This window comes from Nonomuraea recticatena (assembly GCF_039533245.1).
GTDB lineage: Bacteria > Actinomycetota > Actinomycetes > Streptosporangiales > Streptosporangiaceae > Nonomuraea > Nonomuraea roseola.
Map to the genome: position 1 here is coordinate 233,286 of NZ_BAAATE010000012.1, position 18,956 is coordinate 252,241.

Sequence of the window (18,956 nt, forward strand, 5' to 3'; positions counted from 1 at the left end):
CGCGGCGGGGAGTTCGCCGGTCCTACCGGGTGGTCATGCCCTGGGCGAGGTCGTCGGCGATGGCCTCGGGGGCGCGCCGGGCGGCCGGGCCGTAGCCGCCGCCGCCTCCTGACTCGCAGCGCAGGACGTCGCCCGCCTTGACGGGCAGGGCGTTGATCTTGAGCATGTGGCGTTCGCCGTCGGTGCCGGGGTTGAGGACGACACGGGGCGGTGCGCCCGCCCCGCCGCCCGCCAGGCCCCATGCCGGAGTGACGGAGCGCTCGAACCACAGGGACAGGGAGGTGTCTCCGCTGAACTCGTACTCGCGCACGACGCCGTTGCCGCCGCGCCACTGTCCCTGCCCGCCGGTGTCGGGGCGCACCTCGTAGCGCGTGACACGCACGGGGAAGAGCGTTTCCAGGACCTCGATCGGCATGTCGCGAAGGGAGCCGTTGACGTTGTTGATGAGGGCGCTCTCCCCGTCGCCGCCCTCCCACGCGCCCCACCCGCCGACGGTGGCCTCCTGGGAGACGTACAGCTTGCCGGTGCGCGGGTCGGTGCCGGTGAACTGGACGATGAGGGAGTCGCCGTAGGAGGCGGCGGCGGCCTTGCCCGGCAGGACGGGGGCGAGGGCCTTGACGACCAGGTCGATGAGCAGGCCGAGGTGGGAGTAGTAGTACTGGCAGGCGGCCGGCGACTGGGCGGCGAGCATGGAGCCCGGCCTGGTGGTGACGTCGAGGGGGCGGAAGGAGCCGCCGTTGAGGGGGACGTCGCCGCTGACGAGCAGCTTGTAGGCGACCCGGACGGCGGCGACGGCCTGGGCGGCGCCGCAGTTGACCGGCCCTGTGGTCTGGTCGGCGCAGTCGGTGAGGTCGACGTGGACGGTCTCGCCCTCGACGGTCACGGTGACGTTGACCGGCAGCGGGGTGGCGAGGTCGATGCCGTCGTTGTCGAGGTGGCCGCCCGCGGTGTAGGTGCCGTCGGGGATGGCGGCGATGGCCTGGCGTTCGAGGCGCTCGGTCTGGGCGAAGATCTCGTCGCGGGCGGCGGTGACGGTGTCGAGGCCCCATCGCGTGACGATCTCGGCGAGGCGGCGCTGTCCCGTCATGGCGCAGGCGACCTGGGCGCGCATGTCGCCGAGCGTGGCGTGGGGGAAGCGGACGTTGCGCGCGATGACCTCGTGCAGGTCGCGGCAGGGCCGTCCGGCCTCGTAGATCTTCATCGGGCCCATGCGCAGGCCCTCCTGGAAGATGGAGGTGGAGTCCATGGAGCCGCCGGGGTCCTTGGAGCCCATGTCGAGCCAGTGGGCGCGGGAGGCGGCGAACCCGGCCAGCTCCCCTTCGACGAAGATGGGGCCGTAGACGGTGACGTCGTTGAGGTGGGTGCCGCCGATGTAGGAGTCGTTGAGCACCCAGACGTCTCCCTCCTGCCAGACGTCGCGGCCGAACATGCGCTCGGTCTCGCGGGTGCACACCTCCAGGTTGCCCAGGAAGATCGGCAGGCCGCTCGACTGGCCCAGGACGTTGTGGTCGCGGTCCATGAGCGCGACGGCGCAGTCCTTGGCCTCGTAGATGACCGGGGTGTAGGAGGAGCGGATGAGGGTGGTGTTCATGTCCTCCGCGGCCTGCAGGAGCGCGCAGCGGATGATCTCTGTGGTCACTGGGTCGATCATGAGGTCACCTTGATGATCAGGAATCCGTTGGCGTCGAGGGCGGCGAGGCAGCCGGGCGGGACGACGGTGGTGGCGGTCTCCTCGACGATGATCGCGGGACCTTCCAGCTCGCCGTCGATGGCGTTCCTGCGCAGGACCGGGGTGCGGTGGACCTGCCCGTCGAAGATGACGTCCTGTACGGCGGGCGGGTGCTCCTCGGTGGTGGGCGCGGCGGTGGCGGTCCTGGGGAAGGTGCCGAAGCCGGTGCTGCGCAGCATGACGAACTCGACGGGGGCCTCGGGGGTGGCGTGGCCGTAGCGACTGGTGTGGGCCTCGGCGTAGCGCTGGGCGACGGTCTGGAGGAAGCCCTCGCCGGCCGGTTCGTCCGCGCCGGTGAGCGGGATGGTCAGGGTGTAGTCCTGGCCCTCGTAGCGCATGTCGACGGCGTGCTCGACGCGCTGCCTGGAGCGGGGGACGCCCTGCCCGGTGAGGGCGGACTCGGCCTGGCGGTGCAGCTCGGCCAGGGCGGCGGCCATGTCGCGGCCGTCGAGGTCGTCCTGCTGGCGGAAGTAGGGGTGGGTCAGGTCGCGCCGCACGTCGGCCTCGAGCATGCCCCACGCGGAGAAGGCGCCGGGGAAGCGGGGGACGACGACCTCGCCGATGCCGAGCTCCCTGGCGATGAAGACGGCGTGCATGGCGCCCGCGCCGCCGAAGGCGACCAGGGCGAACTCGCGCGGCTCCACGCCGTGCTCGACGGTGAGCGTGCGGATGGCCTGCGCCATCTTGGCGTTGGCGACGTCGCAGATGCCCTCGGCCAGCTGCAGAGGGTCCATGTGGAGCTCAGTGGCGAGGGTGGCGACGGCCTCGCCCGCCGCGTCGGTGTCGAGCCGCATGAGGCCGCCGGCGAACCAGGCGGGGTCGACCCGGCCGAGGACGACGTTGGCGTCGGTCACGGTGGGCCGGGTGCCGCCCCTGCCGTAACAGGCCGGTCCCGGTACGGCTCCCGCCGACTCCGGGCCGACGCGGAGCGCGCCCGCCTCGGCGTAGGCGATGGAGCCGCCGCCCGCGCCGATGGTGTGGAGGTTGACGATGGGCATCAGGACGGGAAAGCCCTCGATGCGGGCCTCGGCGCTGACGTCGGGCCGCCCGCCGACGACGAGGGAGACGTCGAAGGAGGTGCCGCCCATGTCGACGCAGATGGCGTTGTCGCGGCCGAGCAGGCGGGCGGCGGCGACCCCGCCCATGGTCCCGCCGACCGGTCCCGACAGGAGGGTCTGCAGGGGGCGCCTCATCGCGTAGCCGGCGTTGACCAGGCCGCCGGACGACTGCATGACGTGAACGGGGACGGTGAGACCGCGTTCGGCGAAGCGCTGCTCGATCCTGGCGAGGTAGGCGCGGACGACGGGGCCCGTGTAGGCCTCGAGCACGGCCGAGGAGGTGCGCTCGTACTCGCGCCACTCCCTGGCGACTTCGTGGCTGAGCACGACGAGGACGTCGTCGCCGAGCTCCTCGGCGAGGATCTGCCCCGCGCGGATCTCGTGGGCCGGGTTGACGTAGGAGAACAGCAGGGTGACGGCGACGGCGTCGAAGCCCTCGGCTCTGGCGCGGTGGGCGGCCTGCCGTACGGCCTGCTCGTCGAGGGGGTGGAGCTCCTCGCCGCGCCAGTCGAGGCGGCCTGCCGCCTCCATCACGTCGCCACGGGGCACCAGCGGGGTGGGTTTGCGGTAGCGCAGGTCGAACATGCGGTCGCGGTTGCCGCGGGCGATCTGGTAGACGTCGCGGGCGCCGGCGCTGGTGAGCAGCAGGACGCGGGCGCCCTTGCGTTCGAGGAGGGCGTTGAGTCCCTGGGTGGTGCCGTGCACGAAGAAGGAGATGCGCGCGGGGTCGTCCACGACGCGGCCGAGCGCGGCGAAGACGCCTTCGGCGAGGTCTCCCGGGGTGGTCGGCGCCTTCGAGGCCACGACGGCGCCGCTCCGCTCGTCGTAACAGACCACGTCGGTGAAGGTGCCGCCGATGTCCATGGCGACGCGATAAGTCATGGGGGCACCGTACGTGGTCGGCGGGGACCGCGGGTGTGCAGGGCGCACAGGGCGCTCACTGGTCGCGGGCGTGAGGCACTGCGGCCGATTTAAATGAGTGGCGACGCCGGAATCGCGCGGGTTACTGTCGTGACATCGGAAAAGAGCCGGATCAACGGTGGAACAGGAAAGGGGCGGTCGTGATTCTCCAGCTGAGTTGGCTTGCCCTGCTGTCCTGGCGGGCTCTCGGGTAGTCCTTTCGGGGATCGCTCCTGTGGCCGCCGTGGACAGTCGTCCTGGCGGCTCTTTCGTTCAAGTCGCCTCAGTCTTCCCTTCCCGGGCGGTCGTTTCCTGCGCCGCCCGATGGCTGCCAGCGCTCGCCGGCCACGCGGCGGCATCGGCAGAGCCCGTGGGAGGGCCCGCTGCCGAGCGGGCGCCGCGACGGGCACTTCAGCAAGGCCGCTCTAGCCCAACTGGGAGAGGCACCGTGTTCAGATCGCGGACAGTCAGGGTTCGAATCCCTGGGGCGGCACGCAGGATCGAGGAGGCAGGATCGAGGCGGAGCGGGCACGCCGTTCAGGCCAGTGCGCGCACCACGGTGGTGAACACCGCGGGCAGGCGCGCGGCGGCGGGGACGACCAGGCGGGCGGTGCCCGGCCGGTGCGCGGCCCTCAGCAGGGCTCCGGTGAGCAGGCGGTGCGTGCGCGACAGGCGCCGCCACGCCCGCTCGTAGTCCTGGGGGCGGCCGGCGGCCAGGCAGCGCACCAGGGCGCGCGCCGACAGGGCGGCAAGGCACAGGCCCTCGCCGGTGATGGCGTCGGTGTATCCGGCGGCGCCGCCGACGAGCAGGCCGCGGCCTGCCACGCGGGTCCGCACGCGCTGGCGCAGCGGGCCCGCGCCGCGCACGGGGGTCGCGGCGGGGCCCGCGAGCCTGTCCAGGAGCGCGGGGAAGGCGCCCAGGTGCTCGTCGTAGCCGCGCCGCCGTGAGGTCAGGATCGCCACTCCCACGAGGTCGTCGCCGACCGGGGTCACGTACGCCTCTCCGCCCTGTGACCAGTGGACCTCGACGTAGTCGGACCAGGGGGCGACGTGGTAGTGCCTGCGCAGGCCGTAGCGGTGGGGGCGGCGATCGGGCAGGCCGAGGCCGAGCCAGGCGCGCAGCGGCGAGTGCAGGCCGTCGGCGGCCACGAGCCACCTGGCCCGCAGCCCCGCCGCCTCGACGCCGTGCTCGTCCTGGCGGGCCTGGGTGATCTTGCCGGTGACGATCGGGATGCCGAGCCCGGCGGCGCGCGCCGTCAGCGCGGCGTGCAGTTCGGTGCGCCGCACGCCGCGCCCAGGGGAGTGGCGGAAGCTGGCCCTGGCGCGGGTGGCCGCGTCGATGTAGTCGATGCCGCGCAGGGGATGGCCGCCGACCTGGACGCCCATGGCCCGCAGCGCGGCCACGCCACCCGGCATCAGCCCTTCGCCGCAGGCCTTGTCGACGGGGGCGGTGCGCGGTTCGACGACGACGACGTCCATGCCGGCCAGCGCCGCGTGGATGGCGGTGGCCAGACCGGCGGGGCCGCCGCCCGCGACGATGACGTCGATCACGAGGTGGCCGGCCTGGGTCCGTCGGCCAGGGTGGCGAGCGCCTCGTTCTCACAGCGGATCCGCACCACCATCAGGGCGGCGTTGAGCACGGTGAAGGTCAGCGCCGTGACCCACGCGCCGTGCACGAGGGGGAGCGCGGCGCCTTCGACGGCGACGGCCACGTAGTTCGGGTGGGGCAGCCGGCTGAACCGGTAGGGGCCTGAGGTGACCAGGGGCAGCCCTGGCACCACGATCACCTGGGTGTTCCAGCGGGGGCCGAGGGCGCGGATGCACCACCAGCGCAGCGCCTGGGCGGCGACGACGAGGGCCAGCATCGGCCAGCCGAGGGCCGGGACGAAGGGCCGGTCCGCCAGGTGGACCTCGAGCAGGCAGCCGGCCAGCAGGCCGGTGTGCAGGGCCACCATCCAGGGGTAGTGGCCCTGCCCGCGCACGACTCCGCCGCGCGCGATGCTCCACTTGGCGTTGCGGCGGGCGACGACGAGTTCGGCCAGGCGCTCCAGGCCGACGAGCACGATGAGGAGCGAGTACCAGGGCATCGGCGCCTACCAGCGCAGCAGGACGAGCTCGGAGCAGAACCCCGGGCCCATCGCGACGAGCAGCCCGGGGGTGCCGGACGGCGGTGGACGAAGGCGCAGCGTGTCGCGCAGCACGTGCAGGACGGAGGCGGAGGACAGGTTGCCGATGGCGGCCAGGGAGCGCCAGGTCAGGTCGAGAGCCCCGGCGGGCAGGTCGAGGGCGTCGGCCACGGCCTCGAGCACCTTGGGTCCGCCCGGGTGGCACACCCAGGCCGCGATGTCCTTCGTGGTGAGGTCGTGGTCGGCCAGCAGGCCGTGCACGTCGTCGGCGAGGTAGGTGCGCACCACGTCGGGGACGCCCGCGTCGAGCACGACACCGAAGCCGCTGTCCCTGACCTCCCAGCCCATGACCTGTTCGGAGTCGGGATACAGGTGGCTGCGGGTGGCGATCACGGTGGGCGCGCCCGTCCTGGCGGGGCGTTCGGAGCCGCAGACCACGACGGCGGCGGCGCCGTCGCCGAACAGGGCGCTGGCCACCAGGCTGGCGGGCGATGCGTCCCCGCGCTGCAGGGTGAGGGAGCACAGCTCGACCGAGAGCAGCACGGCGACGTGGTCGGGCCAGCCGCGCAGGTAGTCGTGCAGGCGGGAGATGCCGGCCGCGCCCGCGACGCAGCCGAGGCCGAAGATCGGGATCCGCTTGACGTCGGGCCGCATCCCGAGGCGGCTCGCCACCCTGGCCTCGATCGAGGGCGCCGCGACGCCGGTGACCGACGTGAACATGATCAGATCGACGTCCGCGGGGGAGAGGCCGGCCTGCTCCAGCGCGCCCGCGACCGCCTCGACCCCCAGGTCGACGGCGGCGGTGACGAAGACGTCGTTGGCCGCGCCGAACCCGTCGAGCTTGGCGTACTCCTCCAGGGGCAGCACCAGGTGGCGCTGGTCGACCTTGGCGCCGGCGTGCAGGCGCTCGAGCAGGCGCCGGTCGGCGCCCTCAGGGAGGAAGGATCGGGCCGCCAGTGTGGTGAGGTCGGCCTGCGGGTAGCGGTTGGGGGGCAGGACGCCGTGAACGGCTGCGATCCAGGTCATCGAAGGCCCTCCGGTAGCGGTTGCCGGAAGGGTGCCCGAACCGGTGGCTACTATGCCCATGGGATGGCATGAATCCTCGCTGCCTATGATCGAGTGGGTGTGACGGACGATGGGCACGGCGCGCGCACTCAGGGGGCTGGCCGGTAGCTGCCATCCGGGACCGACGCTCGCGGTCACCGTTCTGGTCACCGTGCTGGCCGCCGCGAGCGGCCGCGACGCGGCCGGATGCGTGCTGGTGTTCGCCGCGGTCCTGACCGGTCAGCTGTCGATCGGATGGTGCAACGACGCGGTCGACGCCGGTCGCGACGCGGCCGCGGGACGCACGGACAAGCCGGTCGTCGCAGGCGTGGTGAGCGCGACGGCGGTGCGTGACGCGGCGGTCGTGGCGCTCGCGCTGTGCGTGCCGCTGTCGCTGGCCTCGGGGGTGGTCGCGGGCCTGGTGCATCTGGTGGGCGTCGGGGCGGCGTGGGCCTACGACCTCGGGGTGAAGGCGACGCGGCTGTCCTGGCTGCCGTACGCGGTGGGGTTCGGCGTGCTGCCGGTCTTCGTGACGCTCGGGCTGCCCGGCGGGCCGTGGCCGTCCTGGTGGGTCGTGCTGGCCGCGGCCCTGCTGGGAGTGGGCGCGCACCTGGCCAACGTGCTGCCCGACATCGCCGCCGACCTGGCCGCCGGCCTGCGCGGCTGGCCGCAGCGGCTCGGGCGCGCACGGGTCTCGGCGCTGGTGCCGCTGCCGCTGCTGGCCGCCACCGCGCTGCTGGCCTTCGGCTCGTACGGCGCGGCGCCCGCCGCATGGGTCGCGCTCGCCGCCGCGGGCGCGACGACGGCGGCGGGACTGACGGCTGCGGGCAGGTGGCCGAAGGCCCCCTTCGTCGCCGCGATAGCGGTGGCCGGCATCGACGTCGCGCTGCTGGTCGCCAACGGCGCCAGGCTCACCGCCTAGCCGCGCCCAGGTTCGTCCTGATCCAGCGGCTCACGACGGCCGCCGCCAGCGGCGCGGGCACCGTCCCCGCGCCGAGGCCGACCTCGACCAGCAGGTCGAAGACCTCCGGACGGCGCGCGGCCGTGGCTATCGCCGCGTCGATGAAGCCGGGCGACTGCGCGGCGCGGGCCAGCACGTCGGTGGTGAGCAGGTGCCTGCCGAGGGCGGCGCGCAGCCGGCGCCGGTAGGCGGTCAGCGGGTCGCCCGCGGACAGGACGGCCGCCTCGCCGGCGAGCCTGCCCGACAGCAGCGCGTAGTAGATGCCCTCGCCGGTGAGGGGGTTGATGAGGCTGGCGGCGTCGCCCGCGAACAGCACCCTGCCGACGCCGGGCTTCGGGCGGCCGGGCGACAGCGGCAGGTGGTGGGCGCGCAGGTCGCGGGCGGGCAGGTGCGGCAGCAGCTCGGCCAGCCTGCCGTGCAGCACCTGCCGTCCCGGCAGGCCCGTGGCGTGCAGGGTCGGCAGCAGCATGCCGAAGCCGACGTTGGCGGTGCCGTCGCCGATCGGGAAGGCCCAGGCGTAGGCCGGCCAGCCTGCCCGCTGCATGGCGATGAGCTGGGCGTCCTCGTCGTCGGGCATGTCGGCGTAGCCGCGGACGGCGATGGCGGTGTGCCGTTCGGGTGTGGGACGGGCGCCGAGCAGGCGCCGCAGCGTGGAGTGGGCTCCGTCGGCGGCGACGACGGCGCGGGCGGTCAGCTCGCCGTCCACGACGACCTGGCCGTCCTGGGAGGTCAGGGAGCGGACGCGGTGGCGGCGCACCTCCACGCCGCGAGCGCGGGCCGCCTCGACCAGGCGGGCGTCGAACACCATGCGGGGCACGACGTGGTTGGGGCGGGCGACCCTGGCCGACACCCGTACTCCGCCGGGGGAGATGACCGACAGGCGCTGCGTCGGCCGGTAGTCGGCGATGAGGTCGGGCAGGCCGAGCAGGGCCAGCTCGTCCCTGCCGTGGGCGGCGATGCCGTCGCCGCAGGCCTTGTCGCGGGGGAAGTCGTCGCGGTCCAGCAGCAGCACGGCAGCGCCGGGACGCAGTTGCTTGGCGCGGAGGGCGGCGGCCGCGCCCGCGGGGCCACCGCCGACGACCAGCACATCCCAGACGTCTGTCACACAGCGCTCCTTCCACCGCCGCGCCGGCCGAAACCGGCGCGCGCCTGGTGAGCGTCCGGTCTGGGGGTAGGGGAGGCCGCTGAGGGCGTGTGGCATTGACGCCTCCGCCAGGACGATTGATCACTATCCTTGGGCGGTTGACGGTGCGGAACGCGGCACAGGGCCCGCGGTGGGGATGGTGGCGTGATGACGTTGGATGCGGATACGCAGATCACGGACTTGAGACTCAACGATCACGCCTGCCTCACCTTCGGCGAGCCCGAGGAGTTGCTCGACCTCACCGCCGCCTACATCAGAGACGGCCTGGCCGGAGGCCAGCGCGTCGTATGGTTGAGCGAGGAGCCGCAGGGAGCGCTGATCGAGCTGAACCGCAGGGGGATCGCCACGCAGTCCACGTCCGAGGCGGGCCGGATGGAGATCAGGGCCTGCCAGGACGGGTTGCTGGCTGGGCAGAGCTTCGCGGTCGAGCACGCGATGGGGTGGTTGCGCGATGAGATGGCAGCGACCGAACGCGAGGGATACGCGGGGCTCAGGATCGCTCTCGACATGAGCTGGGCGCTGCGCCCGATCAGCGGCATCGAGCAGCTGCCCGCGTTCGAGGAGGAGATGGCGGTGGCACTGTCGGGCACCAGCGCGTCGGTGCTGTGCCAGTACGACCGCGACCGGTTCGACCCCGTGACACTGGCCTCGGTCTCGGCCTTCCACACGCGCTCGGTCGCCGCGGCCACCTACCACAACGACCCGCTGTTGCGGATCTGCCGCCAGTACGCGCCACCGGGCATCAGGCTGGCAGGGCAGATCGACCAGGCGGCCGAGGACTCGCTGGCGCTGGCGCTGGCCGAGGCGATCAGGGTGGACGGCGACATCACCGTCAACATGGCCGAGCTGTCGTTCATCGACCTGTCCTGCACCCGGATGATCATCGACGCGGCCCGGAGCCTGGCCCCCGCCCGCAGGGTCCTCCTGCGTTGCGGCGGCGCGGTCGCGGCGCGATTCGTCCTGCTGGGCGCGGCGGCCGTTCCCGGCGTCAGTCTGGTGACCGTCCATGACCGGTGACGGAACGCTGAACACCCCACAGGCGCCCGCCGACGGCGTGGGCGAGCTGCCCGCGGGCGCGCCGCTCATCCTCGACCAGCACTTCGACGGCGACTCGCTCTACGCGCTGCGGGCCACGCTCGAGGCGCACGTCGCGCAGGCCGGGCTGCCGGAGGGCAGGGCCAGCGACCTGATCATCACCGTGCACGAACTGGCCACCAACGCCGTCCTGCACGGCGCGGGCGCCGGGCGGGTGCGGCTGTGGAGGCAGGCGGGGGCGCTGCACTGCCAGGTCAGCGACGAGGGCAGGGCCAAGGCGGGCGAGCGGTCCGCGGGCCGTCCCGCCGACCAGTGGCCCTACGAGCACGGGCACGGGCTGTGGATCGCCCGTTATCTCGCCGACAGGCTCACCGTGCGGTCCGCCTCGCCGGGCAGCGTCGTCACGGTCGCCTTCGACCTGCCGCGCGACGATCGCCTCCCCAGATTCAGCCTGGTCCGTCACGCCAGGCCGTCCCATGTCGAGCTGGCGCTCTCAGGCGACCTCGACCAGCAGGCGGCGCAGGAGGTCGGCGCCGCCGTGCAGGCCCTGCTGGCGGAGCACCCGGCGCCGCGGCTGGTCCTCGACCTGACCGAGGTGACCTTCTGGGACGCCATCGGCATCGCGGCCCTGGTCACCGCGCAGCAGCGCGTCAACGAGACCTCGGCGGGGGTGATGTTCGTGGCAGGGCTGTCGGAGGAGTTCAGGCAGCGGCTCACGGCGCTCAGCCCGACCGGCTTCACCTTCTGCGACAGCCCCGAGCACGCCGCCAAGCAGATGCCCCCTCCCGACGACAGATGACCGTCCGCTCCCCTTGACCTCGACTCCGGTTGAGGTCGCAGGCTCGAAGGGTGTACCCACGACTCCGTGGGCGGGCAGTGGACCCCGCCCTGCCCCGCCCGACGCGGCTGATGTCAGGCCGGGGTGCGCAGGGTGGCCAGGATGTTCAGGATGCGCTCGGCGTCGGTCAGCAGGCTTCCGCTGATGGCCCAGCCACGGGGGTGGTCGAGGGCCCCCGCCTGGATCTGCGTGGTCATCTGGTCGCGGATGTGGTCGGCCTGGGCATGGGCCCGCGCGAAGGCGTCAGGGCCGGAGTCGGCGCTCTCGGCGACGCCCGCGGGCCTGACGCGGCCGGTCACGATGTCGGCGATCAGCTCCAGCAGGACGGAGTAGTCGCGGGCGTAGTGGTCGCTGAGGTCGTCGGGTGTGGCGGCCAGGTCGTTCTGGTGGTCCAGGTGGGCCAGGGCGCGCACGATGGCGTGCAGGTGCACGCCGATCTCGGTCAGCGCCCGCAGGAGCTGGACGTGCTCGTCTCCGTCGGGTTTGTGCCGCTGACGCAGGTTGTAGCGGCGGCTCTCCGCGCTGTCGGCGACGGTGGCGGCGGCCTCGGCCAGGTGCTCGTCGAGCCTGTCGGTCTGGTGCCGCCACGACGGCAGGCTCGACAGGTCCCAGCCGTCGCGCAGCGCCCCTGCCACGTCGTCGAGCAGGGCGGACATCTCGCCGCTCAGCCGTTCGATGGCGGTGTCCGGGCGCCTGCGGTACAGCGGGGGCCACAGGGTGGAGTTGACCACCCCTCCGCACAGGGCGCCGATGGCGGTGGCCATCACGTAGGCCAGCAGGTAGCGCTCCTGGGAGGCGGCGCCGAAGGAGAGCATGAGCACGGCGGTGGTGGCCACGTCGGTGCCGTGGCGGCCCATCCGGTGCCAGCGGGCCGCGACGAGGGCAGGGGGGACGACCAGGACGAGGGTGAAGGCGGTCAGGCCCAGCAGGTGGCCGATGCTGCCGGCCCGGATGACCCCGGCGGCCACGGCGGCGACCTTGCGCAGCCCGTTGGTCAGGGTCTTGTACACGGTGGCGTGCACCATGATCACGGCGGTGGCGGGGGCGATCCACAGGGTCTCACGCGGGAGGAACCGGTCGGCCAGCAGCCAGGCCAGCACAGCGGCCAGCGTGGCCTTGGCGATCTGCCTCAGCTCGAAGCGCTGGTGCGAGCCGCGTTCGCCGAGGGCTTTCAGCTGGGTGCGGACATAGGCGAGCTCCTGACGAACGGCGGCCGACAGGCGGCTGGACTCCGGATGTCGCATAGCGCGACATTTCCGGATCTTTCGCTTCGGCGCAAGCGTCAGGCTCGCGCGCGCGTGTCCCCGGCTCCCCTGCCGGTGGCCGAGTCGACGGCGAAGGCCTTGTCGAGCTGGGTGAGCTCGAGCACGCGCAGGAACGTGCCGTGCACATGGGTGAGGCGAAGGGCGGCGCCCGCGTTCGTGACGCAGTGCTGGACCTGCAACAGCGCGCGAAGCCCCTGAGAGTCGCAGAACGTCAGGGCCTCGGCGTCGAGCTCCACCGTGGCGGGACGGCAGGCCAGCGCCGTCTCGATCGCCTCGCGCAGGACCTCGGACGAGGTGAGATCCAGCTCACCCGACAGGCGCACGACCGGATGGGCCGCGTCGAAGCGCACGTCCGCTGAGAGAACCTCATGTGCATCAGCCCCTCTCCGCGGGGGGTCAACCCCGCTCCCGCATACCTTACGCGTGGTCAGCGGCCCAGCCGGGGCAAACGGTCAGATGCGCGGGCGCGGACGTCGGTGGGCGGCCCCTCAGCCGACGTGGACGACGGGGCGGCGATCGGCGTCGGGTTCGGCCTGGCGCAGCACCTCGCGGGTGAGGGGCGGGATGTCGCCGCCGCCGAAGACCAGGTACCGCAGCAGCGCCCCGATGGGGTTGCCCTCGGCGGCCCAGTGGAAGTAGACGTGCGGCGTCTTGCCGGTCTGGTCGCGCAGATACAGCAGGAGCGCCGCGATGGCGTTGGCGACCGTCGTACTCTCCATGCGCAGGACGCGGAAGCCGTGGCGCTCCTCGCCGACCACGCGCAGTTCCCCTGCGAACTCGGAGGCGTCGGGCACGCTCACCTCCAGGAACAGCAGGCCCTCGCCGGTGCGCAGGCGGTGCAGCTCCCACGCCTCGCGGGCCTTGTCGACGTACTCCCTCTGGTCGCGCGCGTGCGGCTCGTTGGCGATGAGCCGGAGGTCGCCGCACAGGTTGACGTACTGGCGGGCCAGGTCGTCCATGGAGATGCCGGTGACGCGCAGCTCGGTGGAGCGGGTTGCTCGGGAGACCAGCGAGGTGATCACGATGGCCAGGACGAACAGCAGCGCGATCACCAGTCCGTCGGGGCGTTCGACGATGTTGGCTGCGGTGGCGTAGGCGAAGATCAGGGTGATGATCCCGAAGGAGACCGCGGCGCGGGTGCGGCCGCCGTTCCAGGCCGAGAGGGTGACCGCGACGGCCGCCGACAGGATCAGCGTGAGCACGCCGGTGGCGTAGGCGCCGCCCTGCGACTCCACCTCCGCGCCGAAGAAGACGGTGATGAGGAAGGAGATGGCGGTGAAGACCAGCACCATCGGCCGGACCGCGCGCGACCAGTCGGGGGCCATGCCGTACCTGGGCAGGTAGCGGGGCACGATGTTGAGCAGCCCCGCCAGCGCGGACGACCCGGCGAACCACAGGATGGCGATGGTGGACAGGTCGTAGGCGGTGCCGAACCAGTCGCCCAGGTAGGCGTGGGCCAGGTAGGCCAGGGCTCGGCCGTTGGCCGCGCCGCCCTCGGCGAACTCCTCGGCGGGGATGAGGACGGCCGTGGCGAAGCTGGAGGAGATCAGGAAGACGCTCATGATGAGCGCCGCGGTGGTCAGCAGCCGGCGCGCGCCCTTGATCCGTTGCACGAGGTCGCCCTTGACCAGGGGCATCACCGCCACACCCGTCTCGAACCCGGACAGGCCGAGGGCGAGCTTGGGCATCACGTACAGCGAGACGGCGATCATCGCGAGGGGGCTCGAGTGCTGGCCGGTCAACACGGACTGCCAGTCGGTGATCAACGAGGGCTCGGTGAACACCCTGTGCAGCGCCGCGGCCACCACGACCGCGTTCAGCACGAGGTAGACGGCCACCAGGACGATGGCGATCGAGATGGCCTCGCTGAAGCCGACCAGGAACACCCCGCCCAGCGCGGCGATCAACGCCAACGTGACCGGCACCTGCCAGCCGGACAGGAACGCGGGAACGAACGGGTTGTGCAGCAGGTGGGCGGTGGCGTCGGCCGCTGACAGCGTGATCGTCACGATGAAGGCGGTGGCCACGAAGCCGAGCAGGAACAGCACCAGCAGCTTGCCGCGCCAGCCGGGCAGCAGGCGCTCCAGCATCGACAGCGAACCGAGCCCGTTGGGGCTCTCCTTGGCCACGGCCCTGTAGGTCGGCAGGGCGCCGAACAGGGTCAGCGCCACCAGCAGCATCGTGGCGATCGGGCTGAGCGCCCCCGCGGCCAGGGCGGCGATGCCCGGCTGGTAGCCCAGGGTGGAGAAGTAGTCCACGCCTGTCAGGCACATCACCTGCCACCAGGAGTGCTGATGGGCGGGGGACTCCTCGTGGTGCGGGTCCGCGCTTCCCGGAGCGACACGCTGCAGGCCTTTCAGCAGCCACGTCCGCAGCGTCCGCTCCCTTACGGAAACGGACTGATCCACCCCGGCCAACCTGGCCACCCCCAACACCGAGCGCACGTCAAGACGAAGGTGCACACTACTGACGTCGAAGGTGATTTCTTCATGATCGGGGCGTCAAGAAAACGTCAAAAACGCGATCTGTCCGCTGGCGGCGTGCGCTCGCCGCGGATCAGCCGCGCCGCCCGCAGGCCCAGCCAGACGAGCAGTGCCAGGACCCCGACCAGCGCGTACTCGATCGCGGGGATGCGCAGCGCGTCGAACGCCGACCCGATCTGGCCGCGCAGGGCGTGGACGGCCAGGAGCGCGCCGACGTAGCAGCCGGCCAGCGCCCAGCGCACCGGGAGTGACAGTCCGAGGCCGTGCATCTGGGTGATCACGAAGACCCCGAGGAAGCCGAACAGGAACATCGGCCAGGCGCCGTCGGGGCCCGAGCTCATCAGTGCCACGAGCGTCCCGTGGACGGCGACCGCCAGCTCCAGCGTCACCGTCCAGCGGCGGTCGGTGTGCGCCCTGGTGAGGAACAGGCTGCCCTGAAGCAGCAGGAGGAACATGTAGAAGAAGCCGACCAGGTGACCGCTCGTGATCTCCATGGGGTGGTACCAGAAGGTGTACACGGCCGCCCAGCTGAACAGGTAGCCGTGGTAGCGGCGGGCGAAGTCGACGACCTGGCGGCCGATGGGCGCCGGCCTGCCCAGGAACAGGCCGCGGCGGCGGTTCTCCATCACGAGCACCGCGACCAGCAGCAGGATGACCGAGCCCTGGGAGCTGAAGATCGAGACGTCCTGTGCGAGCCCGTCGTAGAACAGGTGGGTCTGCAGCGTGTGAAAAGCGACGAAACCGGTGTTCACCGCCAGCGCGACGACGTTGACCGGGTGCAGCCCCGCCGTGTACCTGCCGACCCTGGTCTGCGCGTAGTAGATCAGCGCCCAGAACGCGATCTGGTGGGCGGCGTAGCCGGCCCAGGCCGACAGCCTGCTCCACACGGTCGGCTCGGGCAGCTTCCAGTAGTACCAGGAGACTCCCTGGTCGGGGAGGAGCCTGATGCCCTGGAGCCGCTGGCCGAGCAGCCAGACGAGTCCTGTCGCGACGGCGCAGGCCACGACGCCCCAGGCGAGTGTACGGGTGGCACCCGATTTGTTCAGCACGCTGACTATTATGCTCAGCCTGCTGAACAAATGACGCCCGCCGTCGGTGGAACAATGGGCGGGTGGCGCAGAAGGAGGGGCACGACGTCGCGGGCGCGGCCGACGCCGTACGGGCCGACATCCGCTCCTGGCCCACCGGCCGCCTGCTGTCGATGGCCGCGCGACTGGTCGAGAGCCGCTTCCACGACTTCCTCGAGGCCCACGAGCTCACCCATGCCGGCCTGATCGCCCTGCACCACCTCGCCGCGGGGCCCCTGGCGCAGCGCGAGCTGGCCAGGCTCAGCAGGGTCACCGACCAGACCATGAGCCGCACCATCGAGCACCTGCGCAGGGCGGGCTACGTCGGCAAGGGCCCCGACGAGCGCGACCGCCGCAGGGTGCTGGTCCGCATCACCCCAGCGGGAGCCGAGGTGCTGGCGCACGCCCGCGAGGAGGAGCGCGGCTCCGACCGGCTGCTCGGCGCGGTGGACGAGTACGACAGCTTCCGCGAACAGCTGATCAGGCTCATCACGATCGTCTGACCGGCCACAACGGGCAGGTTCACCTTCCGGTCATGTGGGGTAGCGCTTCACATGCACCACAACAAGGGGGAACCATGATCAAGCAGCTTCACTCGATGGGCATCAGGTCCAGCCTCGCGTACACGGCTGGCATCGCCTCCATCGGCCTGTCCGTCGCTTCCTGGGTCGTCTCGAAGGGGTCGGAGAACGCGGGCCTCGACCGCGCCGACAGATGGGGCATCTTCGTCGGTGAGTGGGCGCCGACGCTGTTCGCGCTCGGCGTCGCCCTCCGGATGGAGGAACTGCGCGAGGAGGAGGAGATGCGGCAGCGCATGGGTGCCAGCACCAGCACCAGCACCGACACCGGAACCGGCATGTTCGACAAGTCGCAGGGCGGCAGGACTCCGGTGCACACGCAGCCGTAACGGGCCGGCGTCGCATCGCGACGTCCGCCGCCGCGGCGCCGGCTCACCCGAGCCGGCGCCGCGGCGCGAACAACGGGGGACGGGTCACGCTCGAAGGCCCAAGCCACGGCCAGCGCCGCGGCGTCCCGGCAAGGGAAGCGGCAAACCCGGATCAAGATGTCCTTGCCGGACGTCGTGCCGCATTGCACCATTTCGAGCGGCGTTCTGCAATCACAGGAGGCGCGCCTCACCGTGGCAGTCACGGCCGGGGCGCGCATGCCGTGCAGACGCAACAGGAGGATTCTCGATGATCAGACAGGACATGCCGAGCGACGACGGGCTGGTCAGCCTCACGTTCACCCTCCCCGCCGACCTGCCGGGGCCGGTCTCGGTCGTGGGCGACTTCAACCAGTGGGACCCTTACGCCCATCCCATGACCCGCACCGACCAGGGCGCGCACAGCACCGTGGTGACCCTGCCCGCGGGTACCAGCATCTGCTTCCGCTACCTCGCCCACGGAGGCGCGTGGCTGGACGAGCCGGACGCCGACGAGCGCGACCACCGCGGCTCGATCGTGCACCTGCCCGCGGTCTCCGCCGGCGAGGAGAAGCCGGCGCGCCGCGCCAACACGGCCAAGGCCGCCGCCAAGTAGACGGCCTGACGGCTGCCGGCTCTCACCTTCCGCCGCACAGGGCGCGGTCGACGAGTCGCTCGGCGTGCCTGTGGGAGTCCTGGAACTCGGTGGAGACCGGGACGATGACCCAACGCCTGCCGTCCGCGGTGACGCCGGTCCTGCTCGTGCAGCCGAGGATGTCGCCGCCGTTGCCCGCTGCCGTGCCACCGCACGGCAGCGGGCGACGCGGGAGGGTGTCGGCCCTTCAGCCGATCGACGTCTCCGCCCGGCCGTGGCGCTCAGCGGCCGCTCTTGCCCTTGTTCTTGTTCTTGTCGCGCTTGTTCCCCTTGCCGGGCTGTGCCTTCTTCCGGTCCGTGGGCTCCGCGACGACCGCCGGCCTGCGGGGGAAGGCCGACGCGGTGCTCACCTCGGTGTTCTCTCCCGTGCTCTCCCCGGTGCTCTGTCTGCGCGTCTTCCTGGTCGTGGCGTGGGGCGCGGGTTCGGCGGAGCTCCGCCGTACGGTGGGCGAGGGGGAGACCGACTTCACGGGCGCCTTCACGGGCGCGTCCACGGAGGAGTCCGAGGGGGCGTCCGCGGCCGGGGAAACGGCAGGGCGGGCCGCCGACGGGGTGGGTGGAGCGCCGCTCTGCAGGGACGTGGTCAGGGCCGCGACGACCAGAGCCGCCACGGCGGCGGGAAACAGCCTGCTCCGCCATGGGCGGGCGGCCGTCGAAGCGCTCACGGAGGTCTCGGACGCCGGAGAGACGGGCTCGGGCGGCAGGTCGGCGGTGGAACGCAGGCGCCCGTCGTGAACGGCGGCGAGCAGCAGCGCCTCCGCCTCGTCCAGGCTCATCCGCTCGGAAGGCTCCTTGCGCAGCAGCCCGTGGATCGCCGGGGCCAGCGCGCCCGCCTTCACCATGGGCGGCGGCTCGTCGTGCACCACCGCGCCGAGCGTGGCCAGCACGTGGGAGCGGTGGAAGGGGGACAGGCCCTTGACGGCGGCGTAGAGCAGTGCGCCCAGCGACCAGAGGTCGGAGGCGGGAAGGGAAGGGCCGCCCGTGGCGCGCTCGGGCGCCATGTAGGCGGGGGTGCCGACGACCATGCCCGACCTGGTCACCGAGGCGTCCTCGTCCAGCGCGGCCAGCCCGAAATCGGTGAGCACCGCGCTGCCGTCGTGGGCGAGCAGCACGTTGTCCGGCTTCACGTCGCGGTGCAGCACGCCGACGGCGTGGGCGGCGCGCAGGGCCCGCAGCACGTCCAGGCCGATGCGCGCCACCTGTTCGGCGGGCAGCCCGCCGCGCTCGGCGATCAGCCCGCCGAGGGGCCTGGACGGCACGAACTGCATGATGATCCACGGGTGCCCGCGCTCCTCCAGGACGTCGTAGACGGCCGCGACGCCCGGATGGCTGATCCTGGCGGCCGCGCGGGCCTCCCGCAGCGTCCTGTTCGTGAAGTCCTCGACCTCGTTCTCGGCCATGCCGACAGGCGGCACGACCTCCTTGACCGCGACGTCTCTGGCGAGCAACTCGTCGTGGGCATGCCACACCCGGCCCATGCCGCCCTGACCGAGCGGTCTCAGCAGCCGGTAGCGCCCGCCGAGCCGCTCCACGTGTTCGGACATGGGAGTACGGGTACCCGCCCGACATGTCGGCATTCAGCAGAGTTGTAACAACGTGATCACGCCTGTGGTGAAACGTCAGTCCTGGGGCAGGCGGTAGACCGTGACGTGCGCCCGGCTGTCGTCGCCGAACGCCGAGCCGTTCCAGTCCGACCAGCGGTGCTCGCGCTCCATGCCCGCCAGCCTGG

17 protein-coding genes and 1 tRNA gene are annotated in these 18,956 nt (G+C 72.3%); 7 read left to right on the plus strand and 11 right to left on the minus strand.

What is annotated here, in order from left to right:
• Positions 1–22: 22 nt before the first annotated feature.
• Entirely contained in the window at positions 23–1,651 is a 1,629-nt protein-coding gene (locus ABFX50_RS24130) for a hydantoinase B/oxoprolinase family protein (RefSeq protein ID WP_346149605.1), read from the minus strand.
• On the minus strand, positions 1,648–3,669 hold the full coding sequence (locus ABFX50_RS24135) for a hydantoinase/oxoprolinase family protein (protein WP_346149606.1): 2,022 nt from the start codon (positions 3,667–3,669) through the stop codon (positions 1,648–1,650). The genes ABFX50_RS24130 and ABFX50_RS24135 overlap by 4 nt, the downstream gene beginning before the upstream one ends.
• Before the next feature lie 437 nt (positions 3,670–4,106).
• On the opposite strand from ABFX50_RS24135, the gene ABFX50_RS24140 reads away from it, so the two are divergent.
• Positions 4,107–4,180: transfer RNA gene (locus ABFX50_RS24140), tRNA-Leu, on the plus strand.
• A 44-nt stretch (positions 4,181–4,224) separates the two neighbouring features.
• Here the strand turns inward: ABFX50_RS24140 and ABFX50_RS24145 are convergent.
• From ABFX50_RS24145 to ABFX50_RS24155, 3 genes are read right to left on the minus strand one after another with little or no spacing between them, the layout of a single operon-like run.
• Positions 4,225–5,238 carry an NAD(P)/FAD-dependent oxidoreductase gene (locus ABFX50_RS24145; protein WP_346149607.1) on the minus strand — a complete coding sequence of 338 codons (1,014 nt, stop codon included), beginning with the start codon at positions 5,236–5,238 and terminating at the stop codon, positions 4,225–4,227.
• Positions 5,235–5,774 carry an isoprenylcysteine carboxyl methyltransferase family protein gene (locus tag ABFX50_RS24150; protein ID WP_346149608.1) on the minus strand — a complete coding sequence of 180 codons (540 nt, stop codon included), beginning with the start codon at positions 5,772–5,774 and terminating at the stop codon, positions 5,235–5,237. Before ABFX50_RS24150 ends, ABFX50_RS24145 begins: the two co-directional genes overlap by 4 nt.
• 6 nt (positions 5,775–5,780) lie before the next feature.
• Entirely contained in the window at positions 5,781–6,839 is a 1,059-nt protein-coding gene (locus ABFX50_RS24155; RefSeq protein ID WP_346149609.1) for a type III polyketide synthase, read from the minus strand.
• A 109-nt stretch (positions 6,840–6,948) separates the two neighbouring features.
• On the opposite strand from ABFX50_RS24155, the gene ABFX50_RS24160 reads away from it, so the two are divergent.
• On the plus strand, positions 6,949–7,779 hold the full coding sequence (locus ABFX50_RS24160) for a UbiA family prenyltransferase (RefSeq protein WP_346149610.1): 831 nt from the start codon (positions 6,949–6,951) through the stop codon (positions 7,777–7,779).
• Here the strand turns inward: ABFX50_RS24160 and ABFX50_RS24165 are convergent.
• The gene (locus ABFX50_RS24165; RefSeq protein WP_346149611.1) at positions 7,769–8,923 is read right to left on the minus strand and encodes an NAD(P)/FAD-dependent oxidoreductase; all 1,155 of its coding nucleotides are present in this window, start codon (positions 8,921–8,923) and stop codon (positions 7,769–7,771) included. The two genes, ABFX50_RS24160 and ABFX50_RS24165, sit on opposite strands and share 11 nt — an antisense overlap.
• A 219-nt stretch (positions 8,924–9,142) precedes the next feature.
• Here ABFX50_RS24165 and ABFX50_RS24170 point away from each other — a divergent pair, with 219 nt between their 5' ends.
• Positions 9,143–9,979: an MEDS domain-containing protein gene (locus ABFX50_RS24170; RefSeq protein WP_183661222.1), complete on the plus strand. Its 837-nt coding sequence runs from the start codon at positions 9,143–9,145 to the stop codon at positions 9,977–9,979.
• Positions 9,969–10,796, plus strand: a complete 828-nt coding sequence (locus ABFX50_RS24175; protein ID WP_346149612.1) for an ATP-binding protein — start codon at positions 9,969–9,971, stop codon at positions 10,794–10,796. The genes ABFX50_RS24170 and ABFX50_RS24175 overlap by 11 nt, the downstream gene beginning before the upstream one ends.
• Positions 10,797–10,909: 113 nt before the next feature.
• Here the strand turns inward: ABFX50_RS24175 and ABFX50_RS24180 are convergent, their stop codons facing one another.
• The 4 genes from ABFX50_RS24180 to ABFX50_RS24195 all read right to left on the minus strand — a co-directional run bounded on the left by ABFX50_RS24180 (position 10,910) and on the right by ABFX50_RS24195 (position 15,632).
• Positions 10,910–12,079: an FUSC family protein gene (locus tag ABFX50_RS24180; RefSeq protein ID WP_346149613.1), complete on the minus strand. Its 1,170-nt coding sequence runs from the start codon at positions 12,077–12,079 to the stop codon at positions 10,910–10,912.
• A 38-nt stretch (positions 12,080–12,117) separates the two neighbouring features.
• Positions 12,118–12,450 (minus strand): STAS domain-containing protein, encoded by a 333-nt coding sequence (locus ABFX50_RS24185; RefSeq protein WP_346149614.1) that lies wholly within the window; start codon positions 12,448–12,450, stop codon positions 12,118–12,120.
• A 138-nt stretch (positions 12,451–12,588) separates the two neighbouring features.
• On the minus strand, positions 12,589–14,508 hold the full coding sequence (locus tag ABFX50_RS24190) for an APC family permease (RefSeq protein ID WP_346149615.1): 1,920 nt from the start codon (positions 14,506–14,508) through the stop codon (positions 12,589–12,591).
• Positions 14,509–14,612: 104 nt separating this feature from the next.
• Positions 14,613–15,632, minus strand: coding sequence for a hypothetical protein (locus ABFX50_RS24195; RefSeq protein ID WP_346149616.1), 1,020 nt, complete (start codon positions 15,630–15,632; stop codon positions 14,613–14,615).
• A 62-nt stretch (positions 15,633–15,694) separates the two neighbouring features.
• Between ABFX50_RS24195 and ABFX50_RS24200 the strand changes: the two genes are divergently transcribed.
• From ABFX50_RS24200 to ABFX50_RS24210, 3 genes are all read left to right on the plus strand, one after another.
• The gene (locus ABFX50_RS24200) at positions 15,695–16,153 is read left to right on the plus strand and encodes a MarR family winged helix-turn-helix transcriptional regulator (RefSeq protein ID WP_346149617.1); all 459 of its coding nucleotides are present in this window, start codon (positions 15,695–15,697) and stop codon (positions 16,151–16,153) included.
• A 74-nt stretch (positions 16,154–16,227) separates the two neighbouring features.
• Positions 16,228–16,557 (plus strand): hypothetical protein, encoded by a 330-nt coding sequence (locus ABFX50_RS24205; RefSeq protein ID WP_346149618.1) that lies wholly within the window; start codon positions 16,228–16,230, stop codon positions 16,555–16,557.
• A gap of 286 nt (positions 16,558–16,843) precedes the next feature.
• Positions 16,844–17,188, plus strand: coding sequence for an isoamylase early set domain-containing protein (locus ABFX50_RS24210; protein ID WP_346149619.1), 345 nt, complete (start codon positions 16,844–16,846; stop codon positions 17,186–17,188).
• A 260-nt stretch (positions 17,189–17,448) separates the two neighbouring features.
• On the opposite strand, the gene ABFX50_RS24215 is transcribed toward ABFX50_RS24210, so the two are convergent.
• The gene (locus ABFX50_RS24215; RefSeq protein WP_346149620.1) at positions 17,449–18,771 is read right to left on the minus strand and encodes a serine/threonine-protein kinase; all 1,323 of its coding nucleotides are present in this window, start codon (positions 18,769–18,771) and stop codon (positions 17,449–17,451) included.
• Positions 18,772–18,956: the final 185 nt, after the last annotated feature.

What these genes read in the sequence shown, in the direction of transcription:
- ABFX50_RS24135 (WP_346149606.1), bottom strand. Translation starts at nt 3,669, where the DNA reads ATGACTTATCGCGTCGCCATGGACATCGGCGGCACCTTCACCGACGTG.
- ABFX50_RS24175 (WP_346149612.1), top strand. Translation starts at nt 9,969, where the DNA reads ATGACCGGTGACGGAACGCTGAACACCCCACAGGCGCCCGCCGACGGC.
- ABFX50_RS24155 (WP_346149609.1), bottom strand. Translation starts at nt 6,839, where the DNA reads ATGACCTGGATCGCAGCCGTTCACGGCGTCCTGCCCCCCAACCGCTAC.
- ABFX50_RS24210 (WP_346149619.1), top strand. Translation starts at nt 16,844, where the DNA reads ATGATCAGACAGGACATGCCGAGCGACGACGGGCTGGTCAGCCTCACG.
- ABFX50_RS24215 (WP_346149620.1), bottom strand. Translation starts at nt 18,771, where the DNA reads ATGTCCGAACACGTGGAGCGGCTCGGCGGGCGCTACCGGCTGCTGAGA.
- ABFX50_RS24150 (WP_346149608.1), bottom strand. Translation starts at nt 5,774, where the DNA reads ATGCCCTGGTACTCGCTCCTCATCGTGCTCGTCGGCCTGGAGCGCCTG.
- ABFX50_RS24130 (WP_346149605.1), bottom strand. Translation starts at nt 1,651, where the DNA reads ATGATCGACCCAGTGACCACAGAGATCATCCGCTGCGCGCTCCTGCAG.
- ABFX50_RS24205 (WP_346149618.1), top strand. Translation starts at nt 16,228, where the DNA reads ATGATCAAGCAGCTTCACTCGATGGGCATCAGGTCCAGCCTCGCGTAC.
- ABFX50_RS24180 (WP_346149613.1), bottom strand. Translation starts at nt 12,079, where the DNA reads ATGCGACATCCGGAGTCCAGCCGCCTGTCGGCCGCCGTTCGTCAGGAG.
- ABFX50_RS24160 (WP_346149610.1), top strand. Translation starts at nt 6,949, where the DNA reads ATGGGCACGGCGCGCGCACTCAGGGGGCTGGCCGGTAGCTGCCATCCG.